The organism is Providencia sp. PROV119 (assembly GCF_028482435.1).
GTDB classification, from domain to species: Bacteria; Pseudomonadota; Gammaproteobacteria; order Enterobacterales; family Enterobacteriaceae; genus Providencia; species Providencia stuartii.
This window is the reverse complement of record NZ_JAMPQL010000008.1, coordinates 179,039-200,182: the sequence shown is the minus strand read 5'-3', so window position 1 is coordinate 200,182 and position 21,144 is coordinate 179,039. Positions and strand designations below refer to the sequence as shown.

The following is a 21,144-nucleotide window of genomic DNA, read 5'->3' as shown; positions in this document are numbered from 1 at the left end:
GAATTTGTTTGGCAAGGGAAGACCCCGTAAGCACTGTACCACCTGTGTTGGTGGTATCATTTTTTAAAATAATTTTACGACCGTTAACTGTGCTACGCATTCAGAGCTTTCTCCTCGTCACGTTTAATCAGTATGGCTTCAATTTGTGCCTCAAAATCTTTTGGTAATTTATTGCGAGAAAGTAAGAGTAAAGGTTTTGGCTGCTTATAATCACTGTCCATTACCGCTTCACGCCCTTCACGCATAAAAGTATTCACAAAGCTGACAAAGATATTGGCTTCATTAGCTGTATTAAAGTTAAGGTTTGACATGGCTGATGTATAAGGCAAAAACATCTCTTCCTGCAATTCACCATTTTCAGTATTAATGCTATATAACCGGACTGCAAGCATAATCGGGGCATGACCATACTCAATATATTCATAGCGGTCTGCTGAAACTTTCCCTTTTAAATAGCTATAGACATATTTTTTCTCTCGATCAAAAATCAGGACTGGTAGCGGCTTTAAAAAGATTATATAACCCACAATACTGGTAAAAATACCAAAAATTAACGTGAAAATTATAAGAGTAACGTCCTTACCTCCAACTTTATCGACATGCCCTCCCCATAAATAGTAATCGACAAAGAAAACCCCAAAGCTTTTATTGCCTTCACCATAAAATGGTCTAAGCTCCTTAATTTTTTTAGTCAATGTTATATTTTTTTCTTTATAAAGATTATACTTTTTCTCATACATTGAGATGGTGCTAACAAAACTATTGTAGTTATCTATATTTGACTTTATTAGTACACTCAAAATTACTATAAAAAAAACTAAAATAACCAGAAAAAAGCTCATTGCCCCAACATCACGTTTTCCTCGATTAATATTCGCAATGGCAAATTGTTTAGCATTAATTTCATCAATAAAGGTTAACTCTTCAAGCTCAACATTATTTTGGTAACGTTCGTGATTAGATACAAAGCGTTGTTTCTTGGCACGATCAAAATTGGATTTTAATGTCATGTGTTTTTTGACAAAGGCAACTATTCCCATTATATCTTTTCCTCATTAATAAAACCCAGAGTGCAATTAGCCTCATCTAACGCTTTTTCACTGTCGATATACCGCATCGGTGGTAGAGGTGACTCAATTCTGCAAATGAAATCATCCTTATAATCATTCGATTCTTTAAAGCTAACATACTGACTAATAATAGTATTCACTCATTCTTTATTGTTTTAACCCCTATGATTAAAACACCCCGCTCAAGATACTTTTTTACTACTTGCTTAATCCACTGCGACAAGCACACACCCACAAACCACCTTGTGTCCTTCTAATGCTACTGAGACCCCATTAATTTTCATCAAGTTGACTTGCTCGACCAATAGATTCAAAGTGCAAATAATTTTTCTTTAATTGATTAAACAAGGCCTCTCGCTTAATTTCATTGTGTTCTAAGACAGCTTGATATTCCTCTTCAAAATAGTGAACTGCATCAAGATAAAAGGCTTACAGCTTATTATCACAAATAATTTGTTTTCTTTCTGCCGTCTGCTTCATAATATTACCTGTATCTAAAGATGGTAAACCATCGGTGATTTACCGTGATTAAAATAGTTTATGAATCACTTGCAGCTCTGTATTAATCGTGATCAAGTCTTCAATCATCTGATCATAAATAGCGGGCCTATTTTGCTTCCAACCCACCATATCAGGGCGATGTTCAATTGCCATCGGGGTTTTAAGTAATGGGTGATCGATGATAGGAGTAGTTAAGCCATGTTTGGCGCGGAAATTTTTGACGGCTTGATATTCAAACGGCCACGCTAATAATATTTCCATATCTATTTCATAGCCTGTCGCACTTTGTTCATTTTCATCCCAGTCAAATAAAGCGGACCATTCGACATGACGATCACACAGTGCAATAAGCCATTGGGCGACAACATCGTGATTTTCATTATATAACGCTTCTTGGCAAAAACGTTGATAAAACGGATCGATAGGAATACCTGCACTCTCCCAATCTATGGTTTGATTTTTTTCGCTTGCCAACATTTCAACGGCAAATACGCCTAGCTTCTGTGGGCGAGTATACATAGGGAGTGATTTTGCCATTTTACCCGATTGAATATTCTCAATAATTCTATCGTAGCAAAGGTGCCCAATTCTAAAGTCATCACAAGCAAAATCCATCAGTAAAATTTCGCCTTGTTCAGAAAAATCTAAAGATAAATTTTTATCCTTAAATAGGTTATAATAACTAGCTAAAAAAGAAACATTTCTATGCCAAAAGAATTTCTCAAAAGCATAAGATTTTTCATTCACATTTGAGTAGATTTCTTTCGTATAAAGCAACCCAGTAATTCCCATTGCAGAATCAAGAGCTACAAGATAATTTATATACTTATCAACAGGCTTTCTTGTAATATCTATTTCTATATCTTTATAAAACCGACTATCTATCTTTTTTTTCAAATCTATAGTACTAACTTCTATGTCTTTCAATTCAGTTTCTATATATTTATTGATTAGCTCCATTCTATTCATTATTTTATTCTTTCCATAAGAAACCTGTTATCAAATCGAGAAGTTTTACTAACAGAAAACGTCTCATCTATTCCAACTGTTATTTTGATACTCTTTACATATCAATATTAGCACGTAAATATTCAAAGACGATCAACGACCGTCTAATCGCCGTGGTTAAAATAGCTTATGAATCACTTGCAGCTCTGGATTGATCGTCATGAGGTCTTCAATTATTTGGTTATAGATAGCTAGCATATTTTGTTTCCAACCCACCATATCCGGTGGTTGCTGTTGCCATAGTTTGAGTTCAGAATAACTTTGCCAGTCACTGCGCTAATCGCGGCAGGTGAGAGACTAAAAGCATACAGTTCTTCAATTCTCGGCTAATACCCGAGTAACTCATACTCAGAGCAAAAAACGTATTATTTTATGCTCGACCTCATTCGATAATGTCGCTTGGTGCTTTTTCACCCGTTACGGTTCGAAAGAACCATTACGATCAGGTCTCGTTGCCAGTTCAACGTTACCCGTTGATATTTTGATGGTTTTCTTAGTGATACCATTTCGGCGATTGGCATTGATATCATTCGCCAAATAAGAGTCTCAATGGGGTCAGGATACCGCCTTTGCCGATCAATACCTGCCCCTCTTGAAGTAATTTTAAGGTTTTATCAAAATCGAAAGGTTGTGTCATCAGCCCTTCCTTTTTGAGGTCGTTTACTAGGATGACACAGAATTTCTAACACTCCCGATTTAACATTAATTTTCAGGTGCCACGACCAGTTGCCCCACTGAGCCTAAATCCGCTTTTTCTAAATTGTTGCTGTAGAATAAAAATGGAAAGTGCTCATAGGATGGCTGCATCATTTGTACCAATAGTTCTGTTTTACCATCAACCCAAACTGTATCTTTCCAGCCGAAATCCTCCGGTGGTGTCGGTTGTCCATTACGGTTAATCACTTTAAAACGAACCCCTTCAATATGAAAAGGTTGAGGAACATTACTGGTTACGGCCCAGCGCTCCCACCCACCTTGTTGGCTTGATAGATCAATACGACGAGTATCTTTTGTCGTATTATTGATGCCATAAGGTTCATTAAGGTGAATATCACGATTACGAATAGATGAAGTGATCTGAGTTTTATCTTCAACTAACTGAGTAGGAACATCATCAGTCACCAAAGACATTAACCCTGTTGCTTTGATAGTCAACACATTGGTCGATATGAGTGTTGTTGAAGGTTCAAATAAACTCTTCACTCTATCCATAAAGCTCGCTGATTCACCCGCTGTAATGGTAAGCTCTTCTGTTTTTGCCATATCAATCAAGACTTCTCGACGTTCACCCGGTGCCAACGACAGTTCAGGCACTTTGACTGGTGATGTCAATAATCCTTGATCGGAGGCTATCATCACAAAAGGACGCCCATCGCTAATTTTCATGACATAGCGCCTCGAATTAGAGGCATTTAATAAGCGTAAACGGATCCAGCCACGGGAAACTTCAATATAAGGGTCTTGAACACCGTTAATTAATAACGTATCCCCAAGAAAACCGTCCTCATTGGCTTGGTATTCAGGAACCCCAAAATTATCTAAGCGCTTATCTTGGATAATAATAGGAAAATCATCGACGCCATAATGTTTTGGTAGTCGCAGATTCTTCGTTGAATCATCTTCAATGATCCACATCCCTAATAGACCATTATAAATTTGAGGCCCCATTTTGCCTTCTGTATTCGCGTGATACCAAAGGGTCGCTGCGGGTTGACGAATAGGGATCACAGGAGACCAATCGGCTCCTGAAGAGATTAACCTTGCCGCTCCACCTATTTGAGTACCAGGAACTTGCAGGCCACTAACTGTCATGGAAACAGACTCAGGTAAGCGATTACTATAAATCAGCTTAATATCATCGCCATTTTTTACTTTTACCGTTGGACCTGGATAAGAACCATTAACCCCCCATATATCCGCAGAGTATTTCCCATCAAACGACCAATGTATTTTTTGTAATGTCAAAAATAACGGCTGTCCTGATTTGGATTCTAATAATGGAGGAACAGGGAGCGGGTTTTTGCCATTACCGCTCGCAAAAGCATAGTTTGATGTATTGACCAAACACAAAGCCAGCCCTGCAATAAGCAGAAACTGACGCCGACTGAATGACATAAATTCTCCACTAAACTAAAAATAGCAGCGCTAATTATTGTTAGATATTCGCAATATAAGCCAATTTAATCGTTAATTTTAGGTTCGCGCTAGCATAACCCATCATTGGGCCATAATCTTAAACTTGATACAAATGGGTTGTAATGATATCGCGAAAATAGATGAAACTCTAAAAATATCTATAACGATAAATAAAATTTAATAGTCAAAAATGACAAGATAAAATGTAATTAGACGTGTAAACAGGATCATGTGATTCATTAAATAAAAACGCCCTTTTCTGATGAGATAACCTATTCAGAAAAGGGCGTCATGTTAAGTCATCGTGCCGAACAACTTATTTATTTTGCTTGTCTATTTCAGCAATCTCTTCATCGAGCTGCTTAATTTTAGCTTCCATCAAATCATGGCAATATTCAGCGAGCTCCCTGACTTGCTCCTTGGAATAGTTTTTTGTCTCTATTGGCTCTAACATTTCAACGATCACATGACCATTATTCCAACGGTTGAGTTTGATCCTTCCTTGAGTGGTAGAAACACAAACCGGTACAATTGGTACACCCGCAGCAATCGCCGCATGAAATGCCCCTGTTTTAAAAGGTAGCAACCCACGACCACGGCTGCGAGTTCCCTCTGGAAACATCCAAATCGAAATTTGATGTTTTTTGATTTGTTCAGCCACTTGCGAAATTGTGTTATGCGCTTTTGAACGATTCGAACGGTCGATCAAAATATTCCCCGTGATCCAGTACAGAAAACCAAAAAACGGGATCAACACTAAACTTTTTTTCCCTACTGTCACCGTTCTTGGTTGAACACCATTCGACATTGTGACCATGTCATAGTTATTTTGGTGGTTACCAATATAAATGCTCGGGCCATATTTTTTCGCTTTTTCTGGAACGCGGTTAATAATTTTTATGCCAAATAATGTTGATAACCGCCCAAACATATGGCCAAAAACCATCACATGTTTTGGATCACGAGGGCTAAATAAACAATAAATTCCCCCAAATACACACACCAATATTGTATAAATAATCACAATAATGGCCCTAATCAGCGCTAGCATAGAGACCTCTGTCTAAATAATCAGAACTTGATTATCCTCGCCATACTTCAAGTGCAGCATTGTCAGCACGATTGATTCCGCTATCGGCTGGCTGACCTTTACGTATTTAGAGCATAATCAATCCCATAATAAAATTGCACTATTATTATTTGTCTGCATCCGCAGTTTCAACTTCAATTCGCTCAATATTATGCAAGCCACGAGGTAGTGATGTACCACGACGCCCTCTTTCTGCACGATATTTTTGCAACTCTTCCGATTTCAATCTCAGTTTCCGTTTACCGAAATAGAGCGTAATTGAAGCCTGTGCTGGCAGCACTAATAACCAAACAAGAAGGTCTTCACCACTTGCCGCTTGAGCACCGGTAATATTGATGATCTTATTACCTTTCCCTTTCGACAATTGAGGCAAATCAGCAACAGGGAACATTAACATACGACCAGCCTTAGTAATGGCTAACAGTACATCTTCTTGCTCATTATTGATCTCAATTGGTGTGAGGATCTTGGCGTTATCCGGCAGATTAATCAGAGCCTTACCTGTTTTGTTCTTGGTGACAAGATCATTAAAGGTACAAATAAAACCATAACCCGCATCCGATGCCATTAAATATTTTTGCTCATCTTGGGCCATCAGAACATGTTCGACGGTCGCCCCTGGCGGTAGTGATAAACGCCCGGTTAATGGCTCCCCTTGACTGCGTGCGGAAGGTAGCTCTAATGGGTCAACCGAATAACTACGCCCTGTCGTATCTAGGAAAACAACAGGCTGATTGGTTTTACCTCGAGCGGCACCTTTGAAACTATCTCCAGCCTTATAATTCAGGTTAGAAGGCTCAATATCATGCCCTTTCGCACTGCGTACCCAGCCCATTTCTGACAATACAACGGTAATCGGCTCTGAGGGTAGAATTTCATGTTCGCTCAATGCTTTTGCTTCTTCACGTTCACGCAGTGGCGAGCGACGCTCATCCCCATAAGCTTTGGCGTCAGCCTGAATTTCTTTTTTAATCAGCGTATTTAGCTTACGCTCGGAGCCTAAAATACTTTGTAATTCATCACGCTCTTTAATTAATTCATCTTGCTCGCCTCGAATTTTCATCTCCTCGAGTTTAGCCAAATGACGTAATTTTAATTCTAAGATAGCTTCTGCTTGCGTATCAGAGAGATTAAAGCGCGACATTAAGACAGGTTTTGGCTCATCTTCCGTACGGATGATCTCAATAACTTCATCAATGTTAAGATAAGCAATTAATAAACCGTCTAAAATATGTAAGCGTCTAAGAACCTTTTCTAAACGATGATTAAGGCGATTACGTACCGTTTGACGGCGGTAAACAATCCATTCATTGAGTATATCTACCAACCCTTTAACTGCTGGACGATTATCAAGACCTATCATGTTGAGGTTAACGCGATAGCTTTTCTCGAGATCTGTCGTCGCAAACAGGTGATTCATCACTTGTTCGAGGTCAACACGATTACTACGCGGCACAATGACTAGGCGTGTAGGATTTTCGTGATCGGACTCATCACGTAAATCATCCACCATCGGTAATTTCTTCGCGCGCATCTGGCTTGCAATCTGCTCAAGCACTTTCGCCCCAGAAACTTGATGAGGCAGAGCAGTAATAACCGCATTGCCATCCTCTTTTTCCCAAACAGCACGCATACGAACCGAGCCGCGACCATTTTGATAGATCTTACGAATATCCTCTCGGGAAGAGATAATCTCTGCTTCGGTTGGGAAATCTGGACCAGGAACATACGACATAATGTCATCCAGCGACAGCGTTGGCTTATCCAATAGAGCAACCAAGGCTTGAGCCACTTCCCGTGCATTATGAGGTGGGATATCTGTCGCCATCCCAACGGCGATCCCCGTTGTACCATTGAGCAAAATATTCGGTAAACGCGCTGGCAACATTTTTGGCTCATTCAAAGTGCCATCAAAGTTAGGGATCCAGTCCACTGTGCCATGCGCAAGCTCGCTCAATAATACTTCTGCGTATTTTGATAGCCGTGATTCGGTATAACGCATCGCGGCGAAAGATTTAGGATCATCAGGCGCACCCCAGTTTCCTTGACCATCAACCAATGGATAGCGGTAAGAAAACGGTTGAGCCATTAGCACCATCGCTTCATAACAGGCACTATCACCATGAGGGTGATATTTACCTAGTACGTCACCGACCGTCCTCGCTGATTTTTTATATTTCGCCGTATTATTAAGTCCTAACTCGGACATTGCATAAACGATACGGCGCTGGACGGGCTTTAGCCCATCGCCAATAAAAGGTAACGCCCTATCCATGATCACATACATCGAATAGTTCAGATAGGCGTTCTCAGTAAAGGCGTGGAGGGGTAAACGCTCTACGCCGTCATGAGTAATTTCACTCATTCAATACTTTCCTTACTCTTTTTGATAGCGTGATGAATGTTAGACTTCAATTTCAGCCATATCGCCTTTTTCTTGTAACCAGTTACGACGATCTTCTGAACGTTTTTTTGCTAACAGCATATCCATGACGGCCACTGTTTCTTTGTAGTTCTCATCATCAATGGTTAATTGAACAAGACGGCGAGTGTTGGGATCTAATGTCGTTTCACGCAATTGAATTGGGTTCATTTCCCCCAACCCTTTAAAGCGCTGTACATTGGGTTTGCCTCTCTTACGACTCAGCCTATCAAGCACGGCATTCTTTTCGCTTTCATCCAATGCATAAAACGTCTCTTTCCCTAAATCGATACGATACAGTGGCGGCATTGCCATGTATACATGCCCTTCTTTGACAAGCTTAGGGAAATGACGCACAAACAATGCACATAACAGCGTCGCAATATGTAACCCATCAGAGTCAGCATCCGCAAGAATACACACTTTCCCGTAACGCAATTGGCTTAAATCCTCACTATCAGGATCCATACCGATGGCAACAGAAATATCATGAACTTCTTGCGACGCCAGCACTTCATCGGAAGAGACTTCCCATGTGTTTAGGATCTTCCCACGTAAAGGCATAATAGCTTGATATTCACGGTCGCGGGCTTGCTTTGCTGAACCTCCCGCAGAATCCCCTTCCACCAAGAACAGCTCTGTCATACTTAAATCTTGGGAGCTACAATCTGCTAACTTACCGGGTAAAGCGGGGCCACTGGTTAACTTCTTACGCACCACCTTTTTAGCCGCACGCATACGCCGCTGAGCGCTAGCAATTGCCATTTCCGCTAATTGTTCGGCAACTTGAACGTTTTGGTTTAACCATAGGCTAAAGGCATCTTTTACGACGCCAGCAACAAATGCCGCACATTGGCGAGAAGAGAGACGCTCTTTCGTTTGCCCAGCAAATTGCGGATCTTGCATCTTAACCGAAAGCACATACGCACAGCGCTCCCAGATATCATCAGCAGACAGTTTTACGCCACGAGGTAAGATATTACGGAACTCACAGAACTCCCTCATTGCATCAAGTAACCCTTGGCGCAACCCATTCACATGGGTTCCCCCTTGTGCGGTTGGGATCAAGTTAACATAGCTCTCCGTGAGCAGTTCCCCGCCTTCTGGTAGCCATAAAAGCGCCCATTCAGCCGCTTCGCTCTCCCCCGAAAACTCCCCAGTAAATGGTTGATCCGGTAACAGCTCTAATCCATTAACGGCTTCCATTAAATAGTCTGTTAGCCCATCCGTATAGCACCAGCTTTGCTCTGTATTGTTGAGCTGATCCTTAAACGTGATTTTCACGCCAGGGCATAAAACCGCTTTTGCTTTTAAATTATGAGCTAAACGAGAAACGGAAAAACGCGGATTATCGAAATAGCTTTCATCCGGCCAAAAATGCACGCTAGTGCCAGTATTGCGCTTAGCGCACGTACCGATAACATGCAATTCTTCGACTTTATCGCCATTTTCAAAGGCAATTTGATAAATTTGACCATCACGGCGCACTGTGACTTCAATACGCTTAGACAAAGCATTAACAACGGAAATACCTACACCGTGCAAGCCACCTGAGAATTGATAGTTTTTATTGGAAAATTTACCACCAGCGTGTAACTGCCCTAAAATCAGTTCCACAGCGGAGACTTTCATTTCAGGATGGATATCAACGGGCATACCTCGCCCATCGTCAATCACTTCAAGTGACTGATCAGGATATAAAATTACTTCAATATGCCCTGCATGCCCTGCCAGTGCTTCGTCAACACTGTTATCAATTACTTCTTGTGCTAAATGGTTCGGTCGGCTGGTGTCTGTATACATCCCAGGGCGACGGCGAACAGGTTCCAAACCACTGAGGACTTCAATGGCCTCTGCGTTATAACTAGATTGAGTCATGTTGTCATTCTGCGGTAATAGGTGATTAATTGAACAACTCAAAGCGTTCAATCAGTGATTTACTGTTGATAATAACAGTGTACAGATGTTTTGGCATTATTTCTCTGCCAATCTCAGAAAATGGATGATTTGCGGAAAGTGATTCTCAAAACCAACAAAGGCATGATTACCTTGTGGTTCAACAGTTTGTTTGCATTTTGCAAGATAGGAAACCGCTTGGCGATAATCGAGCACTTCATCCCCCATTTGTTGTAACAACCAGATCAAATCGGGATGATCAACTTGTGGCAGATGCAATGCTTTCAGTTCATGCATATGCTTAGGCTCAAGAAAATACTTTTCATGCGTATAAGGATTGATATTTTCGCCAAGATAATCCTGCAAAAGATCAAAAGGACGCACTGCGGGATTCACCACAACGGCTGGGATCTGAAAACGCTGTGAAAACCAAATCGAAAAATAGCCGCCTAATGATGAGCCAACGAGCCCCATCGGCGCGTCTTTATGCTGTAGCACGATCTCTTCTAACATAGAAGCGGCTTGCTTTGGATAGTTAGGCAATTGCGGCACAATCATGTTGATGTGCGGGTAGTGCTCATTCACCCACTGTTTTAAGCCATTGGCTTTCGCCGACTGTGGCGAACTATTAAAGCCATGGATATAAAGAAGCGTCGACATTAGTAGCCGTCCGAATCAAAGTCAGGACTGAATTCTTTGGTATTTAAACGACACACTTGCGTACTAATATGCCTTTCCCCTTTCTCATTGATGGAGAGTTCGAGATAGCGCCAGCCTGGAGCGACGGTATCTAGTGCAAAGTTGGTACAATGAGGCTTAAACTGCACGCATGTCGAAGGCGTCGCTAATAAACGAATACCATGCCAGTATTCATCCATTTCTTGATGAATATGCCCACAAAGCATCACTTTAACTTGTGGATACCCTTTTAGGTAATCCGCAAGAATATGGGAGTTACGCAAGCTGTGCTGATCAAGCCAAGTACAGCCCGAAGGTAAAGGATGATGATGAAGCATCACTAAAGTGGTACGCTGAGGGCGCTTATCCAAACAGCTTTTCATCCACTCAAGTTGCTGCTCTGACAATTCGCCATGTGGAACGTCTTGCAATTGGCTATCCAGCATCAAAATTTGCCATTCATCACCAATCAAAATTTCTTTTGCGCTTGAAATCCCCGCTAACTTTAAAGAGCTGACCATTGCAGGTTGGTAATCATGATTACCTGGGAGCCAAACACAGGGAGCCGGTAGACGCTCAATCCCTTTTGCAAAATGTTGGTAAGCTTCTGGTGATTGATCTTGGACTAAATCACCGGTTGCAACGATCAGATCGATAGGCAGATTTTGTTCTAAAATAGCATCAAGGACGGCATGATAGCTCTTGTGCGTGTTAATCCCCAATAGGGTATTCGCTGTATCAGCAAAGAGATGCGTATCAGTAACTTGTAAAATCCTGACTACCTTCGCATTACGAGCAGTCACTTCGAGCTGGCTGTCCAAAAGTTTTCCTTGTTCCAATAAAAAATGTCACCGTTATTTTGCTATTCTACCGTTAACAGTAGGTTAATATCTGCTAAATAGCACACACTTCATTAGATTAATTGTTATTTAAGACAGTTTCACCCATTTTTGTTGCAATTTTTTGTAATTAAGCTGTAGCCACTGGAGCACAATGACCGTTGCCGCATTATCAATAATCCCCTCCTCAACCCATTGATAAGCCTGCTCACGGCTAACCACATGGACACGGATATCTTCATTTTCTGATTTTAAACCATGGATACCAGAAGCATGGGAACTGTCAACCTCACCAACATACACGTACATACGTTCAGAGGTGCCCCCAGGACTCGATAAATAGCTTAATGCTTTTTCAGTGCGACCAATGACCAATCCGGCTTCTTCGTCAGCTTCACGACGTACTACTTGCTCTGCAGTTTCATCGGTTTCTATCATTCCTGCAACCGCTTCAAGTAACCATGGCGTTTGACTGGTTTCTATGGCAGGCAACCTAATCTGCTCAATAAGCACAACCTTATCGGCTTCAGGATCATAGGGTAAGATAACGCCGGCGTGCCCGCGTTCAAAGACCTCACGAGTAATTTCTTCGCTCCAACCCCCCTCAAATAATCGATGGCGAAAGCGGTATTCAATCATTTGAAAAAAACCATTAAATAATTTACGCTTAGATATAATTTCAACATCATTTTTATTATATTTAATTGGCTGCTCTACATTTTTTGTCATAACAATCTCCTAAGCTGATGTTTTCCATATTAAGGAAAAATTATGGAATAAAACAGTTTTTAGGGCTTTTTCCCTTTATATGAGTTAATGTTTAAACAAATTGAGACAAAATGGCACAAAACGCTACCGTTAACCTATGCGATACTCTGTTACAATAAGCGTCAATATGAACTGAAATATATAGGCAACAACAAGGTCTGTTTTTGACAAGTATTTCTAGTGATGATGATTTATTTACATATAGGTTCCAGTTTGTCCTATTTATCTCGGCTCTCTCCTCACTTATGCCAGTGGGGCACAGGTAACAGGCTGAACTTATTTGCTGTTTAATCAAGGAATCCAAATGAAGAAACTGCTTCCCCTTTTTATTGCATTAAGTTTTGTGGGTCTCAGTACGAATAGCTACGCAGAAGATCTACTTCAGGTTTACCAAAAATCCAAAGAAAGTAACCCTGATCTAAGAAAATCATTAGCGGAACGTAACCAAGCTTTTGAAAAGATTAATGAATCCCGTAGCCCATTATTACCACAATTAGGTTTAGGGGCCGGTATAACATATGGCAGTGGTTATCGCGATACGAGAAATACTGAAAGCAACGGTCTCAATGCTTCTTTGAAATTGACCCAAGTCGTTTTTGATATGTCAAAATGGCGTCAACTCAGCGTCCAAGAAAAAACCGCGGGTATCACGGATGTTTCGTATCAAACCAGCCAACAGCAACTGATTTTGGATACTGCAACAGCTTACTTTAACGTATTAAAAGCGATTGACGCGCTATCCTATATCGAAGCAAATAAAGAAGCCGTTTACCGTCAACTCGATCAAACGACCCAACGCTTTAACGTGGGCTTAGTGGCTATCACTGACGTACAAAACGCCCGTGCAAACTACGATAGCGTGTTAGCACAAGAAGTTTCAGGCCGTAATGACTTAGAAAATGCGGTTGAAAAACTGCGTCAGGTCAGCGGTGTTTACTACAATCAACTAGCTTCACTGAATATCGATCGTTTTAAAACCGTGACTCCTGATCAGGTTGATGCAATTTTAAAAGAAGCGGAAGAGCGTAACCTAAGCTTACTGAGCGCTCGTTTAGCACAAGATGTTTCACGTGAAAACATTCGTTTAGCGGAAACTGGGCATATGCCAACCATCAACCTTGATGCGGCTACCAGCGTTGCCAATACACATAACCATGGCAGCAACTTCAACGGGTTAGATCGCAATAGCTATACTGGTCAAAACAGCATTGGCTTAACCTTAAGCTTACCACTTTATAGTGGCGGTGCGGTGAGTTCACAAGTTGAACAAGCACAATATGGTTTCCAAGGTGCCAGTGAGCAACTTGAGAGTGTTTATCGTAACGTAATTCAGTTGGTACGTTCTTCATATAACAACGTGTCATCTTCTATCAGTAGCATCAATGCGTACAAACAAGTCGTTGTCTCTGCGCAAAGTTCATTAGATGCGATGGAAGCCGGTTACCAAGTGGGAACTCGTACGATTGTTGACGTGTTAACCGCAACTACCGCGCTGTATCAGGCAAAACAAAACCTGTCTAATGCACGTTATGATTACATGATTAACCAATTAAACATTGAGTTTGCTCGTGGCACACTCAATGAAGAAGATATTGCTCGCCTTAATGCAAGCCTAGGCAAAGAGGTTTCAACCTCACCTAGCAGCATTATTCGCAATATTGAAACACCACAAATTAGGTAATAACATCTTCTTTAAAGGGGTCGATAAGTCGGCCCCTTTTTATTCGCGCCAACCTCCCTCCTTTTTTAACTTTCCTTTCTTAAACACGTTGATGATCACCACGGCCTAAATTGCACGCTGTCATCAGTGAAAAATTTGTGTTTTCTCCTCCATCAATAAATTAACAAAATCTATTAATATAAAATAAATTCAATAGGTTACAATGAAATCTAGCATAAATTATGGAGTTTGCGTCAGTGAATGCAAAGCCATTTTTCTCAATAATTAGGGAGTGATATAAAACGGGCTCCTTAATTGATAGATAACAGATGGAAATATTATGAAGAGATTTATTCTTCTTGCATTATGCACGACGCTTATACTGCCAACTATGGGTGCACAAGCATCCCCACGCTCTCATCATACTGAGGCAAAAATTTCAGCATCACCAGTTAAAGCACATAAAAATAAAAAGCCAACACCACCGCCAAAAAAGAAAAAAGCCCCAAGAAAACATAAATCTAAAATTCCACCAAGACCATAATTGGGACTAATGTGCATGGGTGTGTTTATGAATTTAAACCACCCATTATTTAGCAAGCAAAGTATCTTTAACTGATAAAGCCCTTTTATTTAGTGAATAATCACCATAAAACAGGGTTTTTGATTTTATAAAAAGCCTAAAACATCATGTAGTAATAGTAGAAATTCGTATAAATATCGTTTTTGCTATCTAAAAGAGTGCAACCAGACTTTATTGATTATTTCTTTGTGCAAAATCAGCCAACTCTGATGAGAAACATTAGGTAATAAATCAAAAAACCAACAAAATATAATTTATTGAAATAAAACAAAAATAGTTATACTTTTTCTAAAATAACTTCTCTTGCGTATTAATTCTGACGAGGAATTTGCAAAATTTATTATTTAATCGCATTTCATTAGCATTTCTGCTTTAATTTTCAACGTATTTCCCCTATCCTAGAGTCAACAAAACTAACCTCTTACTCACTCTTAATTCAGGGTAATTACCATGACCATGAAGCGTACCAAGCATATTAATCAAGACGCATTTCGTAAGTCTTGGCGTTCATATCGCTTAGCACCTGTTGCTATTGCCGTTAGTGCTGTATTTATGCTCTCCGCTTGTGAAGAAAGCGATGAGACTGTTTCTCTGTATACCAATGCGCAGGATTGTAGCCAAGCTAATCCTTCTCAAGCTGAACAATGTACTTTAGCCTACAACAACGCATTACAAGAAGCGGCAAAAACAGCCCCTAAATATGCAACGAAAGAAGATTGTATCGCCGAATTTGGCGAAGCAATGTGTACTCAAGCACCTGCACAGGCTAGTTTCTCAAGTACCGCAGGTAATGGTGAACAAACAGCTCAAGCACAAAGTAGCTCTGGTAGCATGTGGATGCCATTGATGATGGGTTACATGATGGGTCGAATGATGGGCGGTAGTGCACCTTCACAACCACTTTTTAGCTCTAAAAACCCAGCTAGCCCAGCTAATGGCAAATTTGTCGATGCTACAGGTAAAAGCTATGGTCCTGCTGTTGCAGGTGGACGTTCAATCAGCGTACCAAAAACAGCAATGGCACCTAAGCCACCAACCACTTCCACCATCACTCGTGGTGGCTTTGGCGACACGGTGAATAAGCAAGCGATGGCACAGAAATCTTCCTCGTCTAAATCTTCTTCATCTTCCCGTTCAATGGGTGGTTGATAAGTAATGAAACGAGTACCAATTATTGAGCGCCCTGATTGGCGCGAAAAAGCAGCTGAATTTGGCTTCGGTTTTCATACCATGTATGGCGAGCCATACTGGTCTGAAGACGCTTACTATCAATTCTCAATGGCGCAAATTGAAGAAATTGAAGATGCCACTGCTGAATTACACCAAATGTGTTTAAAAGTGGTTGAACGGGTTATTGAAAGTGATGAGTTACTTGCGCGCTTTCAAATCCCAAAACACTGTTGGGAGTTTGTACGCCAATCGTGGAAGACGAGCCAACCTTCGCTCTATTCACGCCTTGATCTGGCCTACGATGGAGTTAACCCTCCTAAGCTACTAGAGAATAATGCTGATACACCGACATCGCTCTATGAGTCAGCCTTTTTCCAGTGGATTTGGTTGGAAGATCAGATCAATGCAGGGAAACTACCAGAAAACGCCGATCAATTTAACAGTATTCAAGAGCAGTTGATCGAACGTTTCACTCAGCTTAAAGATCAACATGGTTTCCGTCTGCTGCATATGGCGTGCTGCCGTGATACCGATGAAGATCGTGGCACTGTTCAGTACCTACAAGATTGTGCTCATGAAGCAGGTGTCGCAACTGAATTCCTTTATATGGATGAAATTGGCTTAGGTGAAAGAGGTGAATTCACAGATACACAGGATCAGATCATTAGTAATCTGTTTAAACTGTATCCGTGGGAATTTATGCTCAGAGAAATTTTTTCTACCAAATTGGAAGATGCCGGTGTACGTTGGTTAGAGCCAGCTTGGAAGAGCATTATTTCGAATAAAGCACTGCTACCAATGTTATGGGAAATGTTCCCAAATCATCCTAATTTGTTGCCAGCTTACTTTGCTGATGGCGAAAAACCAGAGCTTGAAAGTTATGTGATCAAACCACTATTTTCTCGCGAAGGGGCGAATATTCGTGTGATTGAAAAAGGCCAAGAGATTGCCTCAGCAGATGGTCCATATGGCGAAGAAGGCATGATCATCCAGCAGTTCCATCCGCTACCTCAATTTGAAGGTAACTATACATTAGTAGGAAGTTGGTTAGTGAATGATCAACCTGCGGGTATCTGTATTCGCGAAGACAAAGAGCTTATCACTCAAGACCTCTCTCGCTTCTATCCTCATGTCATTATTGACTGATAGACAAACGGCATGTTAACCATGCCGTTTTCTTCCACTAAAAACACAAGGCAGTAAATTTACCTTCAACGCGGGAAAGTCATTTTTGTTTACCTTTCCTAGCCTGTTATTCACCTACTTGCACCGATAGCATGCTCAAAGAGCCTGATACAATCCCTTCTGTCGGGGTAGATATTGCTTCTTTACCATCCCAGCTACCAATCACATACAACAAAGGTAAAAAATGCTCCGGTGAAGGGTTAGAACGCCTCCCATCTTCCCGTATAAGAGCCTCTGTCAAAGGGTGAGGTAACTGCTTGCTTGTTAGGTGCTCAATCACAAATTGCTCAAACGAACGCGCCCAAGGGTACGCCTCAACATTCGCATTTTGCCAATTCATTTCCCTCAGATTATGCACCACATTCCCACTAGCCATAATCATCACTCCCTGCTCTCTTAATGAGGCCAGCTTACGCCCCACTTCTAAGTGCCAAGCCGCAGGTTTTGTTCCATCAATACTCAATTGAACGACTGGAATATCTGCTTGAGGATACATACGAACGAGGATCTCCCATGCACCGTGATCTAGCCCCCATTCACTTTTATCTAAATAGACTGGTAATGGCGCTAATAAATCGGCGACTTGCTGAGCTAGTTCAGGGGAGCCTGATGCTGGATATTGCATTTGATACAAAGGTTCAGGAAAGCCGCCAAAATCATGAATGGTTCTTGGCTGAGCCATCGCGGTGACGGCGGTTCCTCGAGTATACCAATGTGCCGAGATCATCAAGATAGCTTTGGGTTTAGGCAGCGACTGCCCAAGAGCTGCCCATGCCTGAGTATATTGGTTATCTGATATCGCATTCATTGGGCTGCCATGGCCAATAAAAACCGCTGGCATTTTGTTCGCTGACATGAGTTTCATGCTCCATCTTACACATTATTATCTCAGCATACGCAGTTTAATAATAAATCACAGTAGATGGTGCTGAGCATCTTCGTCAAATAAATTGAATAAGCCACAAAGGTGTGCAACTTTGTGGCTTAAAATTCGATGCTAAATGTCTAACTCTCTGTTTGCTTAGCTCGCTTTCTTTTCCATCTGCAAACGGTATGCAACCAGATCTTCAATTGTTAAAACGGTCATACCATGTTCTTTAGCAAAAGCAACGACGTCCGGTGCGCGAGCCATTGTGCCATCATCGTTAGTCAATTCGCACAACACTCCCGCGGGTTTAAACCCAGCTAGTGTCGCTAAATCAATGCTCGCCTCTGTATGACCACGACGAGTCAGAACCCCGCCATCACGACCACGCAGCGGGAACACATGTCCTGGATGATGTAGATCTGGCGGCGTTGCATTATCAGCAATGGCAGCACGGATTGTTGTGATGCGGTCTGCTGCTGAAACGCCCGTCGTTACCCCTTTAGCTGCCTCAATCGTTACCGTAAAAGCAGTATTGTTTTGGCTGGTATTATTTTGCACCATCATAGGCAATTCAAGCTGTTTACGGCGTTCTTCCGTAATGCACAGGCACACAATCCCGCTACTATAGCGGATCGTCATGGCCATTTGTTCTGGCGTCATTGTTTCTGCGGCAAAAACAAGGTCGCCTTCATTTTCACGATCTTCATCATCGAGCACAAGCACACCTTGGCCTTGGCGCAATGCTGCAATGGCACGTTCAACACGTTCGATTGGATTACCGAATTCGGAAAGTAGCGTCTGATTCATGGTAAAAACCTCTTAAGTAATAATTTATTAGTTACCAGAATCAGGGCAGTCTTAGGAGTATGAGAACTGAATAAACAAAACAGCCACGAGTGTGCGCTCTGCCAATTCAGATATGAAAAGCAATACAGTGCTTCGATAGCACAATAATGCTAATACCGTTATTCTCTCCCATCCGGACTATAACCGTCGGCTCCAGATTCACACTGGATCTGCTGACCTTTACCCTAACAAATGATAAAGCGCTCGCGGGCTTCATGCCTAGGCATGTTACCGCCGGTGGGGACTTCCACCCCGCCCTGAGATAAGCGCATTCAATATAACGCCAATAATTACAACGTGCAACGGGCAAACCCAAAATTAACGGCTAACTCACATTTTCTGTCAAAAAAAATCAATAAAAAACGAAGCGTTATTCATTCAAGTCACACATTAGATACGCTTAAGTGAGGATCAGCAATTGAGGAAGACAGGCCTATCTTGCACACCTTTACCTCAACTTGCTGCACAAGGTGCATATGGGCTTTATTACAAAGCATTCTAGTATTACACTATCGGCAAATTGATCTTTTAAAACTTAAGGACCCGCGAATGCTCGATCCGAAAAAAATTGAACAAGTAGCCCGCCAAATTCAAGGTGCTTTACCAAAAGGCGTCCGTGATTTGGGTGAAGATTTTGATAAGAAACTACGTTCACTGCTTCAGTCGCAACTCAGTAAACTTGACCTTGTAAGCCGCGAAGAGTTTGATATTCAAACCCAAGTGTTATTGCGTACACGCGAAAAGTTAGCGCAAATGGAACAACGAGTGAAAGCATTAGAAGAGCGTTTTGGTGAACCAAAAGCGCTTGAAGAGAAGCCATCTGAACAAGAATAATTTCTTGCTCCCCTAGGCGGTAGCGCTATACGACGAATTTTGATAAGACCTGTGCCACATCTATCACAGGCCTTATCAACGGTATGTTTGTAGCTTATTTGCTGGTTTTCATAATATTTTTAATGATATTCGTCGTTGAAATACCATCTTCAAAGTTCAGTACTTTAACCTCACCACCCGCAGCCCAAACTTCCTCGCTCCCAGCTATCTCTTCAGGGCGATAATCTCCCCCTTTCACCAGAACATCAGGTAGCACTTCACTAATTAAACGTTGTGGCGTGTCTTCTTCAAAAGGAACGACCCAATCGACAGATTCCAACGCTCCTAGCACAATCATACGCTGCTCCAGCGGATTGACGGGGCGAGTTTCCCCTTTAAGGCGGCGCGTCGAAGCATCACTATTTACGGCGACGATTAGCCTATCCCCTAGCTTACGAGCATTAGCAAGGTACGAAACATGGCCTGCATGCAGAATATCAAAACAACCATTTGTCATCACCACACGTTCGCCACGCAACCTCGCGTTTGCCACAGCCTGTTTTAGCTGCTTTTCATCCATCACACCAAAACCGTTATCGGCACGGCCGCGGATCGCATTCTCTAACTCGATAGGGGAAACGGTTGAAGTCCCCAATTTTCCAACGACCACACCTGCCGCAGCGTTAGCTAACGCACATGCCTCATGCAGAGGGCGACCTGAAGCAATAGAGGCCGCCAATACGCCAATAACCGTATCCCCCGCCCCTGTTACATCATAAACTTCTTGCGCTTCTGTCGGTAAATGTAGCGGTGGCTCATCACGGCGGATCAGGCTCATCCCTTGCTCAGATCGTGTGATCAATAACGCTGTTAAATCGAGGGATTTCAATAAATTCATCCCCTTCTCTTCAACATCTTGGTTATCACGGCAACGACCGACAATGGCTTCAAACTCAGACATATTTGGTGTCAGCAACGTCGCCCCACGGTAGCGTTCAAAATCACTCCCTTTCGGATCAATCAGAACAGGCACGCCGGCTTTGTTTGCCAAGGCAATCATTTTTTGTACTTGCGATAATGCCCCTTTAGCATAATCTGACAATACCAATGCACCAATATGTGGCAAGGCTTGTTCAATACGTTCTAGCAAAGGTTGAACATCAATATTTTCAAAGCCTTCTTCAAAATCAAGGCGGATCAGTTGTTGATTACGTGACAACACCCGTAATTTCGTAATCGTGGGATGAGTTGGGATTGCCACAAAGTCACAACGTACTTTTACAGCATTCAAACTTTCAGTGAGTGCTTTTGCCGCATCGTCAATTCCCGTCAAGCCAACAAGGCGAGAGTTGGCGCCTAATGAAGCAATATTCATGGCTACGTTAGCAGCACCACCAGGACGCTCTTCAACCATATTGACTTTAACCACCGGCACCGGTGCTTCTGGTGAGATACGACTCGCTGGGCCATGCCAATAGCGGTCTAACATGACATCACCAACAACAAGTACACCTGCTTGTTTATAATCAGGGAGTGTTACTTTCATCCCAAAACTCCAGTTTTCAAAAGGAAGCTGTAATTAATTAACGCGATATTATCACAAAGCAATAG

General features: G+C 41.9%; 18 protein-coding genes, 1 pseudogene and 1 riboswitch. Of the genes and pseudogenes, 5 read left to right on the top strand and 14 right to left on the bottom strand.

Features of this window, described 5'->3' with window-relative positions:
• Positions 1 to 92 precede the first annotated feature (92 nt).
• The 11 genes and pseudogenes from PSF11_RS10280 to nudF form a co-directional block, all read right to left on the bottom strand.
• Positions 93 to 1,040 carry a hypothetical protein gene (locus PSF11_RS10280; protein WP_004925096.1) on the bottom strand — a complete coding sequence of 316 codons (948 nt, stop codon included), beginning with the start codon at positions 1,038 to 1,040 and terminating at the stop codon, positions 93 to 95.
• Positions 1,041 to 1,276: 236 nt separating this feature from the next.
• On the bottom strand, positions 1,277 to 1,354 hold the full coding sequence (locus tag PSF11_RS10275) for a hypothetical protein (RefSeq protein ID WP_376738355.1): 78 nt from the start codon (positions 1,352 to 1,354) through the stop codon (positions 1,277 to 1,279).
• A 244-nt stretch (positions 1,355 to 1,598) separates the two neighbouring features.
• Positions 1,599 to 2,540 carry a hypothetical protein gene (locus PSF11_RS10270; RefSeq protein WP_072502821.1) on the bottom strand — a complete coding sequence of 314 codons (942 nt, stop codon included), beginning with the start codon at positions 2,538 to 2,540 and terminating at the stop codon, positions 1,599 to 1,601.
• Positions 2,541 to 2,792: 252 nt separating this feature from the next.
• Positions 2,793 to 3,216: pseudogene (locus PSF11_RS21305) on the bottom strand (transposase); the annotation flags it as partial.
• A gap of 65 nt (positions 3,217 to 3,281) precedes the next feature.
• A complete protein-coding gene (gene ftsP, locus PSF11_RS10260) occupies positions 3,282 to 4,694 on the bottom strand; it encodes a cell division protein FtsP (RefSeq protein WP_040132433.1) in 1,413 nt (470 codons plus the stop codon).
• Positions 4,695 to 5,031: 337 nt separating this feature from the next.
• Complete coding sequence (locus PSF11_RS10255) at positions 5,032 to 5,766, bottom strand: 1-acylglycerol-3-phosphate O-acyltransferase (protein ID WP_014657639.1); 735 nt, start codon at positions 5,764 to 5,766, stop codon at positions 5,032 to 5,034.
• A gap of 145 nt (positions 5,767 to 5,911) precedes the next feature.
• On the bottom strand, positions 5,912 to 8,170 hold the full coding sequence (gene parC / locus PSF11_RS10250; RefSeq protein WP_036943138.1) for a DNA topoisomerase IV subunit A: 2,259 nt from the start codon (positions 8,168 to 8,170) through the stop codon (positions 5,912 to 5,914).
• A 39-nt stretch (positions 8,171 to 8,209) separates the two neighbouring features.
• Positions 8,210 to 10,105: a DNA topoisomerase IV subunit B gene (gene parE, locus PSF11_RS10245; protein ID WP_004925119.1), complete on the bottom strand. Its 1,896-nt coding sequence runs from the start codon at positions 10,103 to 10,105 to the stop codon at positions 8,210 to 8,212.
• 96 nt (positions 10,106 to 10,201) lie between these two features.
• The gene (yqiA, locus tag PSF11_RS10240) at positions 10,202 to 10,783 is read right to left on the bottom strand and encodes an esterase YqiA (protein WP_004925122.1); all 582 of its coding nucleotides are present in this window, start codon (positions 10,781 to 10,783) and stop codon (positions 10,202 to 10,204) included.
• Positions 10,783 to 11,622, bottom strand: a complete 840-nt coding sequence (cpdA, locus tag PSF11_RS10235; RefSeq protein WP_014657637.1) for a 3',5'-cyclic-AMP phosphodiesterase — start codon at positions 11,620 to 11,622, stop codon at positions 10,783 to 10,785. The genes yqiA and cpdA overlap by 1 nt, the downstream gene beginning before the upstream one ends.
• Before the next feature lie 108 nt (positions 11,623 to 11,730).
• The gene (nudF, locus tag PSF11_RS10230) at positions 11,731 to 12,369 is read right to left on the bottom strand and encodes an ADP-ribose diphosphatase (RefSeq protein ID WP_004925129.1); all 639 of its coding nucleotides are present in this window, start codon (positions 12,367 to 12,369) and stop codon (positions 11,731 to 11,733) included.
• Positions 12,370 to 12,712: 343 nt separating this feature from the next.
• Between nudF and tolC the strand changes: the two genes are divergently transcribed.
• The 4 genes from tolC to PSF11_RS10210 all read left to right on the top strand — a co-directional run bounded on the left by tolC (position 12,713) and on the right by PSF11_RS10210 (position 16,967).
• Positions 12,713 to 14,089, top strand: a complete 1,377-nt coding sequence (gene tolC / locus PSF11_RS10225; RefSeq protein WP_004925132.1) for an outer membrane channel protein TolC — start codon at positions 12,713 to 12,715, stop codon at positions 14,087 to 14,089.
• A gap of 319 nt (positions 14,090 to 14,408) precedes the next feature.
• Positions 14,409 to 14,612 (top strand): hypothetical protein, encoded by a 204-nt coding sequence (locus tag PSF11_RS10220; protein ID WP_127891330.1) that lies wholly within the window; start codon positions 14,409 to 14,411, stop codon positions 14,610 to 14,612.
• Between the two features lie 489 nt (positions 14,613 to 15,101).
• On the top strand, positions 15,102 to 15,800 hold the full coding sequence (locus PSF11_RS10215; RefSeq protein WP_004925139.1) for a DUF1190 family protein: 699 nt from the start codon (positions 15,102 to 15,104) through the stop codon (positions 15,798 to 15,800).
• Positions 15,801 to 15,806: 6 nt separating this feature from the next.
• The gene (locus PSF11_RS10210; protein ID WP_072502820.1) at positions 15,807 to 16,967 is read left to right on the top strand and encodes a glutathionylspermidine synthase family protein; all 1,161 of its coding nucleotides are present in this window, start codon (positions 15,807 to 15,809) and stop codon (positions 16,965 to 16,967) included.
• Positions 16,968 to 17,073: 106 nt separating this feature from the next.
• Here the strand turns inward: PSF11_RS10210 and ygiD are convergent, their stop codons facing one another.
• Complete coding sequence (gene ygiD, locus PSF11_RS10205; RefSeq protein WP_014657634.1) at positions 17,074 to 17,862, bottom strand: 4,5-DOPA dioxygenase extradiol; 789 nt, start codon at positions 17,860 to 17,862, stop codon at positions 17,074 to 17,076.
• Positions 17,863 to 18,027: 165 nt separating this feature from the next.
• Positions 18,028 to 18,681 (bottom strand): 3,4-dihydroxy-2-butanone-4-phosphate synthase, encoded by a 654-nt coding sequence (gene ribB / locus PSF11_RS10200; RefSeq protein WP_072502819.1) that lies wholly within the window; start codon positions 18,679 to 18,681, stop codon positions 18,028 to 18,030.
• Between the two features lie 156 nt (positions 18,682 to 18,837).
• A riboswitch (FMN riboswitch) is annotated at positions 18,838 to 18,988 on the bottom strand.
• A 281-nt stretch (positions 18,989 to 19,269) separates the two neighbouring features.
• Between ribB and ubiK the strand changes: the two genes are divergently transcribed.
• Positions 19,270 to 19,554, top strand: a complete 285-nt coding sequence (gene ubiK, locus PSF11_RS10195) for a ubiquinone biosynthesis accessory factor UbiK (protein ID WP_004925153.1) — start codon at positions 19,270 to 19,272, stop codon at positions 19,552 to 19,554.
• A gap of 94 nt (positions 19,555 to 19,648) precedes the next feature.
• On the opposite strand, the gene hldE is transcribed toward ubiK, so the two are convergent.
• Complete coding sequence (gene hldE / locus PSF11_RS10190; RefSeq protein WP_004925155.1) at positions 19,649 to 21,079, bottom strand: bifunctional D-glycero-beta-D-manno-heptose-7-phosphate kinase/D-glycero-beta-D-manno-heptose 1-phosphate adenylyltransferase HldE; 1,431 nt, start codon at positions 21,077 to 21,079, stop codon at positions 19,649 to 19,651.
• Positions 21,080 to 21,144 lie beyond the last annotated feature (65 nt).